The 13,044-nt window shown below is 61.3% G+C and carries 15 protein-coding genes and 1 tRNA gene; 13 read left to right on the plus strand and 3 right to left on the minus strand.

Annotated elements, in window-relative coordinates; all coding sequences use genetic code 11:
• Positions 1 to 128 precede the first annotated feature (128 nt).
• The 11 genes from Har1129_RS12245 to Har1129_RS12295 all read left to right on the plus strand — a co-directional run bounded on the left by Har1129_RS12245 (position 129) and on the right by Har1129_RS12295 (position 10,669).
• Positions 129 to 914, plus strand: coding sequence for an MOSC domain-containing protein (locus tag Har1129_RS12245; protein WP_151100912.1), 786 nt, complete (start codon positions 129 to 131; stop codon positions 912 to 914).
• A 57-nt stretch (positions 915 to 971) separates the two neighbouring features.
• Positions 972 to 1,313 (plus strand): ferredoxin, encoded by a 342-nt coding sequence (locus Har1129_RS12250; RefSeq protein ID WP_151100913.1) that lies wholly within the window; start codon positions 972 to 974, stop codon positions 1,311 to 1,313.
• 266 nt (positions 1,314 to 1,579) lie between these two features.
• Complete coding sequence (locus Har1129_RS12255; RefSeq protein WP_151102143.1) at positions 1,580 to 3,424, plus strand: ABC transporter substrate-binding protein; 1,845 nt, start codon at positions 1,580 to 1,582, stop codon at positions 3,422 to 3,424.
• Positions 3,425 to 3,535: 111 nt separating this feature from the next.
• Positions 3,536 to 4,576: an ABC transporter permease gene (locus tag Har1129_RS12260; RefSeq protein ID WP_151100914.1), complete on the plus strand. Its 1,041-nt coding sequence runs from the start codon at positions 3,536 to 3,538 to the stop codon at positions 4,574 to 4,576.
• Positions 4,576 to 6,039 carry an ABC transporter permease gene (locus Har1129_RS12265; protein WP_370455415.1) on the plus strand — a complete coding sequence of 488 codons (1,464 nt, stop codon included), beginning with the start codon at positions 4,576 to 4,578 and terminating at the stop codon, positions 6,037 to 6,039. The genes Har1129_RS12260 and Har1129_RS12265 overlap by 1 nt, the downstream gene beginning before the upstream one ends.
• Positions 6,036 to 7,256: an ABC transporter ATP-binding protein gene (locus tag Har1129_RS12270; protein ID WP_151100916.1), complete on the plus strand. Its 1,221-nt coding sequence runs from the start codon at positions 6,036 to 6,038 to the stop codon at positions 7,254 to 7,256. Before Har1129_RS12265 ends, Har1129_RS12270 begins: the two co-directional genes overlap by 4 nt.
• The gene (locus tag Har1129_RS12275) at positions 7,249 to 8,586 is read left to right on the plus strand and encodes an ABC transporter ATP-binding protein (RefSeq protein WP_151100917.1); all 1,338 of its coding nucleotides are present in this window, start codon (positions 7,249 to 7,251) and stop codon (positions 8,584 to 8,586) included. Before Har1129_RS12270 ends, Har1129_RS12275 begins: the two co-directional genes overlap by 8 nt.
• The gene (locus Har1129_RS12280; RefSeq protein WP_151100918.1) at positions 8,579 to 8,986 is read left to right on the plus strand and encodes a hypothetical protein; all 408 of its coding nucleotides are present in this window, start codon (positions 8,579 to 8,581) and stop codon (positions 8,984 to 8,986) included. The genes Har1129_RS12275 and Har1129_RS12280 overlap by 8 nt, the downstream gene beginning before the upstream one ends.
• A gap of 37 nt (positions 8,987 to 9,023) precedes the next feature.
• Positions 9,024 to 9,548: a hypothetical protein gene (locus Har1129_RS12285; RefSeq protein ID WP_151100919.1), complete on the plus strand. Its 525-nt coding sequence runs from the start codon at positions 9,024 to 9,026 to the stop codon at positions 9,546 to 9,548.
• Positions 9,549 to 9,687: 139 nt separating this feature from the next.
• Positions 9,688 to 9,772: transfer RNA gene (locus Har1129_RS12290), tRNA-Leu, on the plus strand.
• A gap of 384 nt (positions 9,773 to 10,156) precedes the next feature.
• Complete coding sequence (locus Har1129_RS12295; protein WP_151100920.1) at positions 10,157 to 10,669, plus strand: DUF5813 family protein; 513 nt, start codon at positions 10,157 to 10,159, stop codon at positions 10,667 to 10,669.
• A gap of 41 nt (positions 10,670 to 10,710) precedes the next feature.
• On the opposite strand, the gene Har1129_RS12300 is transcribed toward Har1129_RS12295, so the two are convergent.
• Positions 10,711 to 10,941, minus strand: a complete 231-nt coding sequence (locus Har1129_RS12300; protein ID WP_151100921.1) for an Lrp/AsnC family transcriptional regulator — start codon at positions 10,939 to 10,941, stop codon at positions 10,711 to 10,713.
• A 2-nt stretch (positions 10,942 to 10,943) separates the two neighbouring features.
• Positions 10,944 to 11,630: a TrkA family potassium uptake protein gene (locus Har1129_RS12305; protein ID WP_151100922.1), complete on the minus strand. Its 687-nt coding sequence runs from the start codon at positions 11,628 to 11,630 to the stop codon at positions 10,944 to 10,946.
• A gap of 140 nt (positions 11,631 to 11,770) precedes the next feature.
• Here Har1129_RS12305 and Har1129_RS12310 point away from each other — a divergent pair, with 140 nt between their 5' ends.
• Entirely contained in the window at positions 11,771 to 12,001 is a 231-nt protein-coding gene (locus Har1129_RS12310; RefSeq protein ID WP_151100923.1) for an Lrp/AsnC family transcriptional regulator, read from the plus strand.
• 52 nt (positions 12,002 to 12,053) lie between these two features.
• Positions 12,054 to 12,374, plus strand: a complete 321-nt coding sequence (locus Har1129_RS12315) for a hypothetical protein (RefSeq protein ID WP_151100924.1) — start codon at positions 12,054 to 12,056, stop codon at positions 12,372 to 12,374.
• On the opposite strand, the gene tmk is transcribed toward Har1129_RS12315, so the two are convergent.
• A complete protein-coding gene (tmk, locus tag Har1129_RS12320; RefSeq protein WP_151100925.1) occupies positions 12,371 to 12,958 on the minus strand; it encodes a dTMP kinase in 588 nt (195 codons plus the stop codon). The two genes, Har1129_RS12315 and tmk, sit on opposite strands and share 4 nt — an antisense overlap.
• Positions 12,959 to 13,044 lie beyond the last annotated feature (86 nt).

The raw sequence follows: 13,044 nt of genomic DNA on the forward strand, positions 1-13,044 counted from the left end.
GCCGGAAACACACCGGAGCACAGTTTCGCAAGCCGCGTCTTCGCATCGTCATTGCACCGGGTCGATACGCCGCCGCGCTGTCCCAGAACAAGACACTGCTATAGGCCCGGCCACCGAAACCACTGACAGTGGCACACGTCGAACGACTTACCGTCTACCCCGTCAAGGCGCTGGACGGCATGGACTGCGACTCGGTATCGATCCGCCCGGGCGGGACGCTGGCTCACGACCGCGAGTTCGCCATGGCCGACACCGACGACAACGTGGTCAACGGAAAGCGAACGGATCGCGTCCACGATATCGACACCAGCTATACCGCCGAGACAGGAACGCTGTCGGTCACAGCCGACGGCGACAGCGCGTCATTCGAACTCCGGGATGAGCGAGACCGTACCCGAGCAGCCGACTGGCTCGGTGCGTTCTTCGACGTGGATCTGACCATCAAACGCGACGAGAACTGCGGCTACGTCGACCGGCGGGAGATGGGGCCGTCGGTCATCAGCACTGCGACGCTGGAAACCGTGGCGTCGTGGTTCGACGAGGTGACAGTCGACGGGCTGCGCAGACGACTCCGAGCGAACGTCGAGATCGGCGGCGTCCCGGCGTTCTGGGAGGACCGCTTCGTCGGCGCGGACGCTCCTGCGTTCCGGGCCGGTGGCGTCCGCTTCGAAGGCGAAACACCCTGTGGTCGCTGTGTGGTCCCCCAGCGGGACCCTGACACCGGCGAGGAAACCCCGGAGTTCCGGGAGCGGTTCATCGAACGCCGGCGGGAGATGTTCCCGGAGTGGGCCGACCGGGACGCCTTCGACCACTTCTACACGCTGATGCTCATCGCACGCGTTCCCGAGGGCGACCGCGGTTCGGAGCTGACCGCCGGGGACCCCGTCGAGGTCGTGTCGGCGGCCGAGACGTAACGGGCGAATCTCGGCGAGACCGACAATCGAAAGACGGTCCATCTCGAATGGAGCGTAATGGCAGACGCGGACGACACCGTCGACCCGAGCGAGTTCGGCGAACAGGATGGCCCCCCAATCGAGGAGAAACCGTACAAGATAATCTTCGAGGCCAACAAGTGCTTCGGCGCGGGCAAGTGCGCCGAAAAGTCGCGCAACTGGACGCTCGATCTGGACACTGGCATCGCCAAGCCCGAGACCTACTTCATCGACGAGGCGGACCTCGATCACAATATCGCGGCTGCGGAGGCCTGCCCGGCGAAGAAAGACCGGGGCATCATCCACGTCATCGACCGGCGAACCAACGAAGAAATCGCTCCGGACCCGAACGGCGACGGGTCACTCTCTGTCGACTGGTAGCGTCGTTTCTGATAGCGACAGCTTCACTGCCACCTATCAATCCACGTAGCCACCGGTGCGCGCGGTCAGAGACACCAATAATTCAGTTCTACACGGTCGAATCTCTGTATTCGGAGACCAGCCGTTACAGGATATATCATGTAAGATTACTATAGATAATAAACTGAATTTCTTGATGCAAGCAGTTTAATATTTCAAGCTACTGTATGACAAAACTTCTATTTGTGGGGGGCAATTTGGGTCTCAATATGCCACGTTCAAGTAGCATGGAGCGTCGATCGTTTCTGAAAGCGACGGGCAGTGCTGCGGCGGCCGCAGCGCTGGCGGGATGTTCGGGTGATAGTGACGGAACTGAGGAAGAAGAGGGGACCGGAGGCGGTATGGACTCGACGGATAGCAGCGGGGGCGATGTCGGGACCGACCTGAAACAGGACGGGGACCTCTGGCGGGTCAACACGGGGACGATGACGACGATGGACCCGATTGAGGCGACCGACACCCAGTCGGGAATTGTCATCCAGCAGATGTTCGACCCGCTGATGAACTATCCCAACAGCCAGCCCGCCGTAGAGGGGCTTATGGCCGCGGACTACGAGGTATCCGAGGACTTCACCACCTACACGTTCCAGTTGAAGGATGCGACCTTCCACAACGGCGACACCGTAACAGCCAGTGACTTCGCCTACGCCTTCGAGCGACTGACTGCATCTGAAAACTCCAGTCGTGCCTACTTCGTTCTGGACTCGCTGGGCGTGACACACGAGACGACGACAGAGACAATCGACGGCGAAGAACAGGAAGTGTACCAGCCCGGGACCCTCGGTGTCACGGCCGTTGACGAAACAACACTTGAAATTCAGCTGGAATCGCCGTTCGCCTCCACGCTGGAGATGCTCGCGTACTCCTCTTTCTCCCCAGTTCCCGAGGGTATGGTCGGCGACATCGAAGGGTACGACGGCGAGATGACCCAAGCCGAGTTCTCCAGTTCGAACCCCATCGGGAACGGCCCCTTCGAGTTCGATACGTGGGACTCCGGAACTGAGGCAAGGGTCGGTGCGTACGACGACTATTACGGCGAAAGCCCGAGCGTCGACGGCGTCCACTTTGCGGTCATCGAGAACGATTCGGCCAATTACAACTACGCGATGAACCGGAACGCCGATATCTTTGAATTGCCCACGGCGCAGTACGACCCCGCGAAGGTATCCGTTGAAGAGGAAGACGATCAGGGTCGTCAGATCGGGACCTACGGCGAGTTGCGCAACGGTGCAACGGCCAACTACTCCGGTGTATCGAACATCGGTGTGTTCTATCTCGGATTTAATATGGCCAACGTGCCCAAGCCGGTTCGTCAGGCAGTCGCGTACGCGATGAACCAGCACACCGTTGTCGAGCAGGTGTTCAAGCAGCGCGGCGAGCCCGCGTACAACTTCACGCCGAAATCGGTCTTCCCCGGCGGCGCCCAGAACTACAACGACCGCGCCGAAAACGAGTACCCGTACGGCTACGACGACAGCCGGCTCGGCGAGGCCCGTTCGGTGATGGAAGAGGCTGGCTACGGCGAAAACGAACGTGTTGCCATCGAGCTAACGATATACGAGTCCGGTGTCTGGAGTGAAACTGCAAGCATTCTTCGAGACCAACTCCAGAGCGTGTACATCGACCTCGAAATCAATCAGGCACCGTTCAACACGCTGCTCGAACGTGGTCGCAACGGCGAGCTAGAGATGTACTCGCTTGGCTGGGTCGCCGACTGGCCCGCCCCGGACAACTTCCTCCAGCTGCTGAACCCGCCACAGACCGATACGAGCCTCGACTTCCCGATTTCGTACGTCAACTGGAAGCCGGAGAACGGCGACGCTGCCCAGCAGGCAACGGAGGCGTATCAGTCAATCAGCGAGAACCCAGCACCGACAGAGGAAGACCAAGCCGCCCGGAACGACGCATATATCCAGTTGGAGGATGCCAACTGGGAAGACGTCGCAATGCTGCCGGTGTACCACGAACTGACGGAGTTGTTCTGGTACGACCACGTCGACTTTACGCCGCCAGCCGGGATGGGGCCGAGCCGACAGAAGATGAACACTGTCTCTCTCGGAGAGCGTCAGTAGTCGCGTCCCTCGCTAGCGTTTCGCCTCCGTCACAGCGGTGACGGTCCCAAGTTCGCAGCCCTCAAAGATTATGAACTCACAAATACCCGTACAACCGAGACGAGACAAGCCATGAGCCGCTTCACATACCTGTTCAAGCGCGTGGCACTCTCAATCCCCGTTATTATTTTCGGGACGACAGTAACGTTCGCAATCATCCGATTGGGGCCGCTCAGTCCTGCGGCAGCAATCCTCGGGCCACAAGGCGATGCCCGCGCGATCCGACAGATCGAGCAACGGCTGGGACTGAACGACCCCCTCTGGGAGCAGTACTTCGATTTCATGGGTGATCTGTTCCTGTTTGATCTGGGCCAGTCATGGGTGATCAACTCCGGAACGCCGGCCATCGAACTCATCATCAGCTACGCACCACGGACCATCTGGCTCGGGTTCTGGGCAGTCCTGATCGCCCTCGGAGTCGGAATTCCGCTCGGCTTCTACGCCGGCCTGAATCCCAACACGTTCTCTGACTACTTCGCCTCCTTCGGGGGGATTGTCTGGCGAGCGATGCCGAACTTCTGGCTTGCGGTGATTCTGGTTACGGTGCTTTCACAGACGGAACAGCTGTTTGGATTCAGCTGGACCAGTTTCATCGTCGAGACCAACGTCGTGACCTCGCCGAACCTCGCCGTGCTCAAGAACCCGACGAGATTGATAACCGACCCGGGACAGGCATGGACTAATCTGGCGAAAGCGACAAAACAGATACTGCCGCCGGCACTCGTACTCGGGTCCGCGTCGATGGGTACAGAGATGCGGATCGGTCGAACTGCCGTTCTCGAAACGATCAACTCGAAGTACGTCGAGACGGCCAAGGCCAAAGGCGTCTCGCCGCGGGTACTGGTCTGGAAGCACATCTTCCGGAACGCTCTGATTCCGCTCGTGCCAGTCATCACTGCGGAGGCGTTCATCCTGATTGGCGGGTCGGTGCTCGTCGAAACTGTCTTCTCGATTAACGGTATCGGCCTCCTGTTCTTCCGGGCAGCGGAGCAGGGGGACCTCCCGCTTGTTGGCACACTGATGTATCTGTTCATCCTCCTTATCGTCGGTCTGAACATCGTACAGGACTTCGCGTACACAATTATCGATCCGCGTGTGGGGTATGACGGATGATGGAAACTGAGACAGAGCTTACCGACGACATCGATCAACCACTGAGAGACCGGCTCAAGGCACACCCCAAGCCGGCATTACTGTGGGGAATCGGACTGTGTGTACTGCTGTTGCTTGAAGGACCGACATACCTCGATGGACTGCTCGGCGCGATAGGGTACGGACTCGCGGTGGTCCCGGGAGCGCCCGGAGCCGAGGCGTTTGCGAGTGCCGCAGCCTTCTTCGGCGAGCTACCCCATCTGCTGAGCCGCGAGCTGATACCCAACCGCGGGTACTACGACGGGAGTAGCTGGCAGGGCACGTTCCTCGGCCTTGAGCCGAAGTACGCATGGCTCATTCGCTTCCTGCTGGTGTATGTCTACGTTGCAGTGTTGCTGGGCTGGCTGTGGTACGGCTACGTCCTCTTCCGCCGGCACTACCGGGCGGCTAACTGGACGCCGACTGACGACGTCATCGACCGCCTCCGGAGCCACTACTGGGGCCTGTTCGGGCTCGCTGTCGTCGTGTTCTTCATCACAATGGCCGCATTCGCGCCCGTTGTCGGCCCAACGACGGCCGAGGAGAACATCGAGGGGCCGTACTCCCACGAGATGCAGTACTTCAACGAGGACACGGAGACGGTCGAAACGATTACTATCGGCGAGGCGAATCTCGGCTCCGCTTCGCGCGGGAGCGGGGACAGCAACGTCGGGCTCTGGAGTTACGACGACTTCGGGCGGTTCCACCCTGTCGGAACGCTCGTCAGCGGCAAGGACCTGTTCACCTTCCTCGCCTTTGGCGCACGAGTGTCGCTGTTCATCGGCCTCGGGTCGATGGCGATTGCGGGCTTTATCGCAACGACGCTCGCATTAGTGACCGCCTACTACAAGGGGGTGACTGACCTCATCGTGGTCCTGACCAGCGACTCCGTACAGGCAATGCCAGCGTTGCTGCTGGTGATTCTTGCGACAGTGGTGTTCAAGAACCACTGGATAGCAGAGATCTACAACGGGGCGATGCTGTTCATCCTTCTGTTTGCGTTGATACGCTGGCCGGGGCTGTGGCGAGCGGTCCGTGGCCCTGCATTACAAGTCGGCGAACAGGAGTGGGTCGACGCGGCAAAGAGTTACGGCCAGCGACCGACTGTGATTATGCGAAAACATATGGCACCGTATATCCTCGGCTATCTACTGGTGTACGCCTCCCTGACGCTCGGTGGCGTCATTATCTCGGTCTCTGCCCTCTCGTTCCTCGGACTCGGGATCACCGCCCCGACTCCTGAGTGGGGGCGAGCGATCAACATCGGACAACAGTACATCGCCAGTCAGTCCTGGCACATCTCGCTCATTCCGGGCATCCTGATTACGCTGGTTGTCACCGGCTTCAACGCCCTGAGTGATGGGATTCGTGACGCCATCGACCCACAGAGTGAGGGTGCCGAAGGCGGTGCGACTGGCGCGGCCGCCGGAGGTGGTGGCGGATGAGCCACAGCGACGACGGCGAGCCGCTGCTGGCCGTGGACAACCTCCGAACCGTGTTCCACAGCGAGCGGGAGGAGATCCGCGCTGTCGACGGGGTTTCCTTCGAGATCTCGCGCGGCGAGACACTCGGTATCGTCGGCGAATCCGGCTCGGGCAAGAGTGTCACGGCACGCTCGATAATGGGACTGGTCGACAGTCCGGGCGAAATCCGCGAGGAGTCGTCCATCCGACTAGACGGGAGAGAGCTGACGACGCTTTCCGAAAAGCAGTATCGGTCAGTTCGTGGCGGGGACATCGCAATGGTGTTTCAGGACCCGCTGAGCTCGCTCAACCCGGTGTACACTGTCGGGAACCAGATTATCGAGGCGCTGGAGCTCCACCGAAATATGGAGGGGGCCGAAGCCAAATCGGAAGCCATCGAACTGCTGCGTGCGGTCGGCATCCCCGACGCGGCACGGCGCGTCGATGAGTTCCCCCACGAGTTCTCCGGCGGAATGCGTCAGCGAGCCGTCATCGCGATGGCACTGGCCTGTGACCCCGACCTGCTCATCTGTGATGAGCCGACGACAGCGCTCGATGTCACTATTCAGGCCCAGATTCTGGACCTGCTACAGGAAATTCAGACGGAGCGTGACATCGGTATCATGTTCATCACGCACGACATGGGCGTCATCGCGGAGGTCGCTGACCGCGTCGCCGTGATGTACGCGGGCGAAGTCGTCGAGAAAGCGCCCGTAGAGGAACTGTTCGCGAACCCACACCACCCATACACGCAGGGGCTGCTGCAGAGCATTCCCGGTCGGAACCCCAGTGCGGATCGGCTACCCACTATCGAAGGGGACGTGCCGACGCCACACGAATCGGCGTCGTACTGCCGGTTCGTCAGCCGGTGCCCGAAGGGCTTCGACGAGTGTGAGCGGGTCCATCCCGCCCATGTGGAGGTCGGCGAATCAGCAGACCACACCGCCGCCTGTCTCCTGTACCCTGAAGACATGCCTACCGACGATACTGTGACACACCACGAAGAGAACGCGGACCAGACGGGCGCCGAGGCAAGCGAGGCGCTGTCGGCGGACGACTGGCCGGCTGAGCGTCGAAAGGCTGGTGACGATACCGGTCCGGTCGGGTCTGAAGACAGCGACGCCCGGGCCGATGGTGGCCACGGCCACAGTGCCGGAGACGCCGGCGGACAACTAGAAGGGGGTGACACAGATGAGTGAATCAGTCGTCGATACTGTCCCACACCAGACCGGCGAGACGTTGCTCGATGTGCAGGACCTGAAGACGTACTACGAAGGCGGTGGACTGCTCGGGGGAGACCCGGTGAAAGCCGTCGACGGCGTAAACTTCGAGATCTCGCGCGGCGAGACGTTTGGGCTAGTCGGTGAATCCGGCTGTGGCAAGACCACTCTGGGTCGGACGCTCATCCAACTGGAGACGGCCACGTCCGGGACAGTCTCGTTCGATGGAACGGATATAACCGAACTCAGCGGCGGGGACCTCAAGAAGTGGCGCCGTAACGCCCAGATGGTGTTTCAGGACCCCGAATCGAGCCTCAACGACCGGATGACTGTCGGCGAGATCATCCGCGAACCGCTGGACGTCCACGAACAGGGCACGGCCCGCGAGCGTCGGGAGAAGGTACGGACACTGCTCGATCAGGTCGGGCTCATGCCGGAGCACTACTACCGGTATCCCCACCAGTTCTCCGGCGGGCAGCGACAGCGTATTGGCATCGCTCGTGCGCTCGCACTCGAACCGGAGTTCGTTGTCCTCGACGAGCCCGTTTCGGCACTCGACGTGTCCGTTCAGGCCCAGATACTCAATCTGCTGGAGGAGCTCCAAGAGGAGTTCGGTCTCACGTACCTCTTCATCGCGCACGACCTGAGCGTGGTCCGTCACATCTGTGACCGCGTCGGGGTGATGTATCTCGGGAACCTCATGGAAGTCGGGCCAACAGAACAGCTGTTCCAGAACCCGGAAAACCCCTACACGCGCGCACTGCTATCCGCGATTCCGGAACCGGATCCGACGGCACAGGCAGACCGGATTACCCTGCCCGGATCACCACCGAGTCCTCGGGACCCGCCTGAGGGGTGCCCCTTCGCAACGCGGTGCCCCGTCCGGATTCGGCCTGAAGACATAGACGCGAGCGACGAGGTGTGGGACCGTATCCGGGAGTTCCGCGATGTCATTCGCGAGCGGTCGCGCGCGGAGCGGTCAGTCGGTGAGCGACTCAAGGAACGGCTCGGGTTCGATACCGCGTTGGCCGACGGCGAGGAAATCGTCGAGGAAGAGTTCAGTGATGTGGACCTGCCACCGGACGTGCGAGAACACGTCGAACAGGCTGTGACGTATCTCAGTGATGGGGACCCCGACGCCGCGCGGGCGTACCTCAAGGAAGTGTTCGGCGGTCAGTGTGACACTGAAACGCCGCAGTACTACGATGTCGATGACGGACGGATGAGCTTCTGTCATCGGCATGCAGCGGACCACGACTCTCCCGGCGAAGAGCTGCGCCGACGTGGCTACGACACGCACGATGGATAACCTGGCGGGGAAGCTACTCGACCTGCTGTGGTACGCCCTCGGCGTTACACTCACAGCAACGCTTGTCGGTGGCGTGCTCTCGCCGCTCCGTGGCGGTGGCTGGGTGACAGTGAAGTTCGCGCTGTTTTTTATCGGCTTCGCACTGTTCGGCTACGCCTCGATCACCCTGTGGCGTGCGCCGTCCCTCGATTCCGACGAGTCTGACGAGTCCAGCGTGTCGTTTGGCGTGTCAGCGCGGGAGCGGACACCGTTCGAGTCGGTGCTGGCTCGCGTCGTCCCGCCCCTCGATACGCTCGCCCCGCCCGAGGACCGACTCTCGCCACCGGTGAAGCTCTTCGTTGCGAGTCTGTTCGTCCTCGGACTCTCCCTGAGCATGGAGGTCGTCTTCGGCGTCCAGTGACACCACCATTTACCTCTCGCGGGCGTAACGACAGGATATGGTCAAGACAGGTGGCGAAGGGACAGACGACCTCGAACGGCTTGCCGCCGGTTCGGACGACCGCAAGGCATCGTGGAAACAGACGCTAGAGGAGACACAGGCGCTGGCAGAACAGCGGCGCGCGAACGGCCGCGAGGCCGTCGTCGTCCCGGCCGGGGATGCGGGCCTGCAGACAGTCGACGACGGTGACGGACTCGAGCTCGTGTTCGTCATTCCGGGCAACAAGGCCGAAGAAGTGACGCGACTGGTCGAGTCGAGCCCTCTAGAGGCGTACGATGTGTACCGGCGGACGGTCGGGGAACAAGTGTTTCTGGCCGTCGAGTACTTCGACCCGGATGCCGCCTCGCTGTTTATCGCTGGCGCGTACAAACTCCGAGATGCTGGGGACGCGGTTGGGGCTGCAAACGACGGTGCGACGTTCCAGACGTTGCTCAGAAAGCTGGACGGGACACCGGTCGCAACGTTCGACCACGCGGACCGAACGAAGTTCCTCCCGACCGACAGACTCCCGGTCGAGGAGTAGGGGCAGGTGTCAGAGGGGAAGCGTGTCACGGTCGCTATCGAGTTCCGCCCGCCGACGTGGCTGTGATGAGCCGCGATGGGTCACCTCACAGTCCGAGACCGAAAGGACCATTCACTAGCCCCCGCAGAGTTCAATCTGCGCGAGGGTAGCCGAGCTTGGCCAAAGGCGGTGGGCTTAAGACCCGCTCCCGTAGGGGTCCGTGGGTTCGAATCCCATCCCTCGCATGAACTCGCTCGAACGCTGTGAGAGCGTGTGCACCGTTTTGATGGCGATTCGGACGACGGAAACGCGAGCCCTGCGAGCGTTTGCGTTCGAGTTCGAATCCCATCCCTTGCATTCTGCGACGACTGAGTACAGAGAACGATGCGAGCTCGCCACACATCGGACCCTGTGGCTCCTGGGGCAGTCGTCACAGTGGGCCACAAGATGCAACCCTGACCGCTCAGTTGTGCCACACTCGATAGTCTGACGTGGCCCAGATGTGGCACAGCTGTGTCGGTCACAGATTCGGGGGCGGCGTTCCGGCGGGACTGTTAGTGACAGGCGGTTCGGATAGGGCGTCTCCGGACACGACGCGCTTTTGCACGTCTGTGGCCTATACTGGTGTAATGACTGATGTGCCAGACGACGTTGCCGAAGCGTTCGACCGACACGATGCGCTCGTCCCGGCCGGGGATAGCTACGCTGTCGAGACGACGAACTTCGACGGGCGGGTGACTGCGACTGAAGGTGCAGAGTGGCGGACGAACTACGAGGTCACGGTCAAAGCACCGTCGCTGCAGGCCGCGACAAGCGACGAGGTCGGTGCCGCCGTCATCGAGGGCTGGTTCGAGACGCTGGAGCGGCGGCTGGAGGACGCGCCGAAAGCGACCCGAACGGCGGTCGAACTGGACGACTACAGCGTCAGCGAGGCCGGCGAGCAGGTCGTGGTCACGTTCGAGTACACAATGGGTGGTGAACAGGAAGCCGCGGATGTCGCCAAGACCTTTGTCGAGTATGTCGAGGGGACGTACGTCGAAGGCGTCATCCCCGGTTACGACTACGTCGGCGTCGTCGCTGACCTGCTCAATTCGGCGAGTACCGGTGGGAGCGAGGGCACGCGCGGCGGGACGCCGCTGTAGCTGTACGGTTCCGAGCGCGGAGACAAAAATAACGGTCCGTCTCAGTCCATTGCGATATAGGTCTGTGTCGTTTCGACGCCCTGAATTTCCTGAATGTGTGTGGCTGCGACGTCCTTGACTTCGGCGGGGGTCTCCACGTTCACCTTTGCGATGAAGTCGACATCGCCGGCGACGATATGGGCCTCGACAACGCCGTCGACGGCTTCAATGTCCGCTTTCAGACGATCCGCGTCACCAGTATGAGCTTTGACCATCACGTAGGCAATGACCATGTTCAGGCACCTCCAAGCGCAGTCGCGCGTTCTGATTCACCGACAACGATACTGCGGACATCGGAGAGCGTCCCGAAGTCGGCCAGTATCACGACCCGGTCGCCGGCCTCCAGCGTTTCGTCCGCATCGGGAATGTCGAGCGGGGCCTCACCTTTTCCGTGGGCCATCAGCCGGGAATCCGACGGCAGTTCCAACTCCGACAGTGAGTACCCCTCCATCGGCGATTGCCGCTGGATGGTGAACTCCACGAGCTGGAGGTTCTGTGCGATGTCGGCGACTGCGCGGATATTCCCGCCCAGCAGTGCGTTCTTCGCGGCGATAGCGCCCAGCCGTTCCGGGTATATAACCTCGTCAACGTCGGAGGCGTAGCGTCGGTAAATCTCCTCGCGGTAGTCCTCGTCGATACGCATAACGGTTCGACAGCCGTGTTCCTTGGCGATCATACAGGCGACGAAGTTGTCGTTCAGGTCGCCGGTGAGCGCGCCGAGCGCGTCGGCAGCTTCAAGGTCAGCGCCGCCGAGTGTCTCCTCGATAGCGCCGTCGCCTGCGATCACCTCGAAGCCAGCCGTCCGCGCGCGCTCGACCGCGTTCTCATCGCGCTCGATGAGGACAACTTCGTGGCCACTCTCTTGCAGGACGCGAGCCGTCCGCAGTCCGACACGGCCTGCACCCACGATAACGAATCGCATACACCCTCCTATGGGGCGGGGGTGAATAAAAGTACCCACCCGGCGGAACCACCGGACGCCTTGACCACGTCATCAAACAACAAACTCGTTGTTGTTATCTGACGTAAGTTTTTTCGTGCTATGACACAACACACCAGAATATGGTTAGTGCGTTCATTATGATCAAGACGGCTGCCGGCAAATCCGAAGAACTCCTTGCGGCAGTTCGCGACGCCGAGGGTATCACCGAGGCTCACATCGTTGCCGGGCAGTACGACATCATCGCCGAAGCGACGGGCACGGAGGTGTACGATATCATGCAGTCCGTGTCGGGTCACGTCCGGGAGCTCAACGGTGTCGCTGACACGCGCACATACATGTGTCTGGAGTGAGCGAGCCGCGTTGTTCCGACACGGCAAAGGGACTTGCCGCCCTACGGCAGACATGGTCAGTGTCGCCGGTATTATCGGCCTGCTTGTCATCGTGCTGGTCAACAGTGCTGTGACGGCGCTCATGACGCGCTTTTTCCGCGTCCGTTTGCACACGCGGTGGGGAAGTATCGTCTATTCGCTGCTCCTCTGTCCGGTGGTTATGGTCGTCATTCTCCTCGTGTTGAGTGGCGTGTTCAGACTCGGGGCGAACCTCGGGAGTTCGACGGCCGTCATCCTCGTGACCGTCATCATTCCGCTCGCCGTCGGCATCACGTTCGATTATTTCTGGATGCCAGCCCCCGACGAGGTCGAACTGCCGGCGTCGATGGACTAATCGAGAATCGCGTCCCGGACCCGCTGGTACACGGTGTCCGGGTCGGCAGTCGCGTCGACGCGAACGAACCGCTCCGGATCGGCTTCAATGAGTCGCTCGTAGTTGTCACGAACCGTTGAAAGATAGTCTGCGGTTTCGAACTTGTTCGTCGCGCCGCTGCGCCGTGCGGCGGTTTCGGGGTCGAGATCGAGATACACGGTCCGATCCGGCGGCCGGGTCCATGGAGCGTGGACATCTCTGACGTACGACAGTGGGTCGTCGAACACCCCGTGCTCCGCGAGTGTGGCACCCTGATAGGCGTACCGCGAGTCGCTGTAGCGGTCGGAGACGACGAGCCGATTCTCTCTGAGTGCTGGTCGGACCGTGTTCGACAGATGTGCAGCGTGGTCAGCCGTATAGAGGAACAGTTCGGCCAGCGAATCCGCGTCGTCGTCGTCAATGGAGCGCTGGACAGCGTCGCCATACCAAGTGTCGGTCGGTTCGCGCGTGAACACAGTCTCGTCGGGGACCGCGTCGTCGCTCTGGAGCCGTTCCCACACAGTCGTCTTGCCGCTCCCATCCAGTCCTTCGAGCGTGACGAGCATACCGCATAATCTGTGTGGGGGGATGTAAGCGCCCCGACCTGAGCAGTCCTCTATAGGCTGACACAAGTGGCCGGACTGCGGGCCGG

This window comes from Haloarcula sp. CBA1129, assembly GCF_008729015.1.
Taxonomy (GTDB): domain Archaea; phylum Halobacteriota; class Halobacteria; order Halobacteriales; family Haloarculaceae; genus Haloarcula.

What these genes read in the sequence shown, in the direction of transcription:
- Har1129_RS12250 (WP_151100913.1), top strand. Translation starts at nt 972, where the DNA reads ATGGCAGACGCGGACGACACCGTCGACCCGAGCGAGTTCGGCGAACAG.
- Har1129_RS12255 (WP_151102143.1), top strand. Translation starts at nt 1,580, where the DNA reads ATGGAGCGTCGATCGTTTCTGAAAGCGACGGGCAGTGCTGCGGCGGCC.
- Har1129_RS12260 (WP_151100914.1), top strand. Translation starts at nt 3,536, where the DNA reads ATGAGCCGCTTCACATACCTGTTCAAGCGCGTGGCACTCTCAATCCCC.
- Har1129_RS12265 (WP_370455415.1), top strand. Translation starts at nt 4,576, where the DNA reads ATGGAAACTGAGACAGAGCTTACCGACGACATCGATCAACCACTGAGA.
- Har1129_RS12270 (WP_151100916.1), top strand. Translation starts at nt 6,036, where the DNA reads ATGAGCCACAGCGACGACGGCGAGCCGCTGCTGGCCGTGGACAACCTC.
- Har1129_RS12275 (WP_151100917.1), top strand. Translation starts at nt 7,249, where the DNA reads ATGAGTGAATCAGTCGTCGATACTGTCCCACACCAGACCGGCGAGACG.
- Har1129_RS12280 (WP_151100918.1), top strand. Translation starts at nt 8,579, where the DNA reads ATGGATAACCTGGCGGGGAAGCTACTCGACCTGCTGTGGTACGCCCTC.
- Har1129_RS12285 (WP_151100919.1), top strand. Translation starts at nt 9,024, where the DNA reads ATGGTCAAGACAGGTGGCGAAGGGACAGACGACCTCGAACGGCTTGCC.
- Har1129_RS12295 (WP_151100920.1), top strand. Translation starts at nt 10,157, where the DNA reads ATGACTGATGTGCCAGACGACGTTGCCGAAGCGTTCGACCGACACGAT.
- Har1129_RS12300 (WP_151100921.1), bottom strand. Translation starts at nt 10,941, where the DNA reads ATGGTCATTGCCTACGTGATGGTCAAAGCTCATACTGGTGACGCGGAT.
- Har1129_RS12305 (WP_151100922.1), bottom strand. Translation starts at nt 11,630, where the DNA reads ATGCGATTCGTTATCGTGGGTGCAGGCCGTGTCGGACTGCGGACGGCT.
- Har1129_RS12310 (WP_151100923.1), top strand. Translation starts at nt 11,771, where the DNA reads ATGGTTAGTGCGTTCATTATGATCAAGACGGCTGCCGGCAAATCCGAA.
- Har1129_RS12315 (WP_151100924.1), top strand. Translation starts at nt 12,054, where the DNA reads ATGGTCAGTGTCGCCGGTATTATCGGCCTGCTTGTCATCGTGCTGGTC.
- tmk (WP_151100925.1), bottom strand. Translation starts at nt 12,958, where the DNA reads ATGCTCGTCACGCTCGAAGGACTGGATGGGAGCGGCAAGACGACTGTG.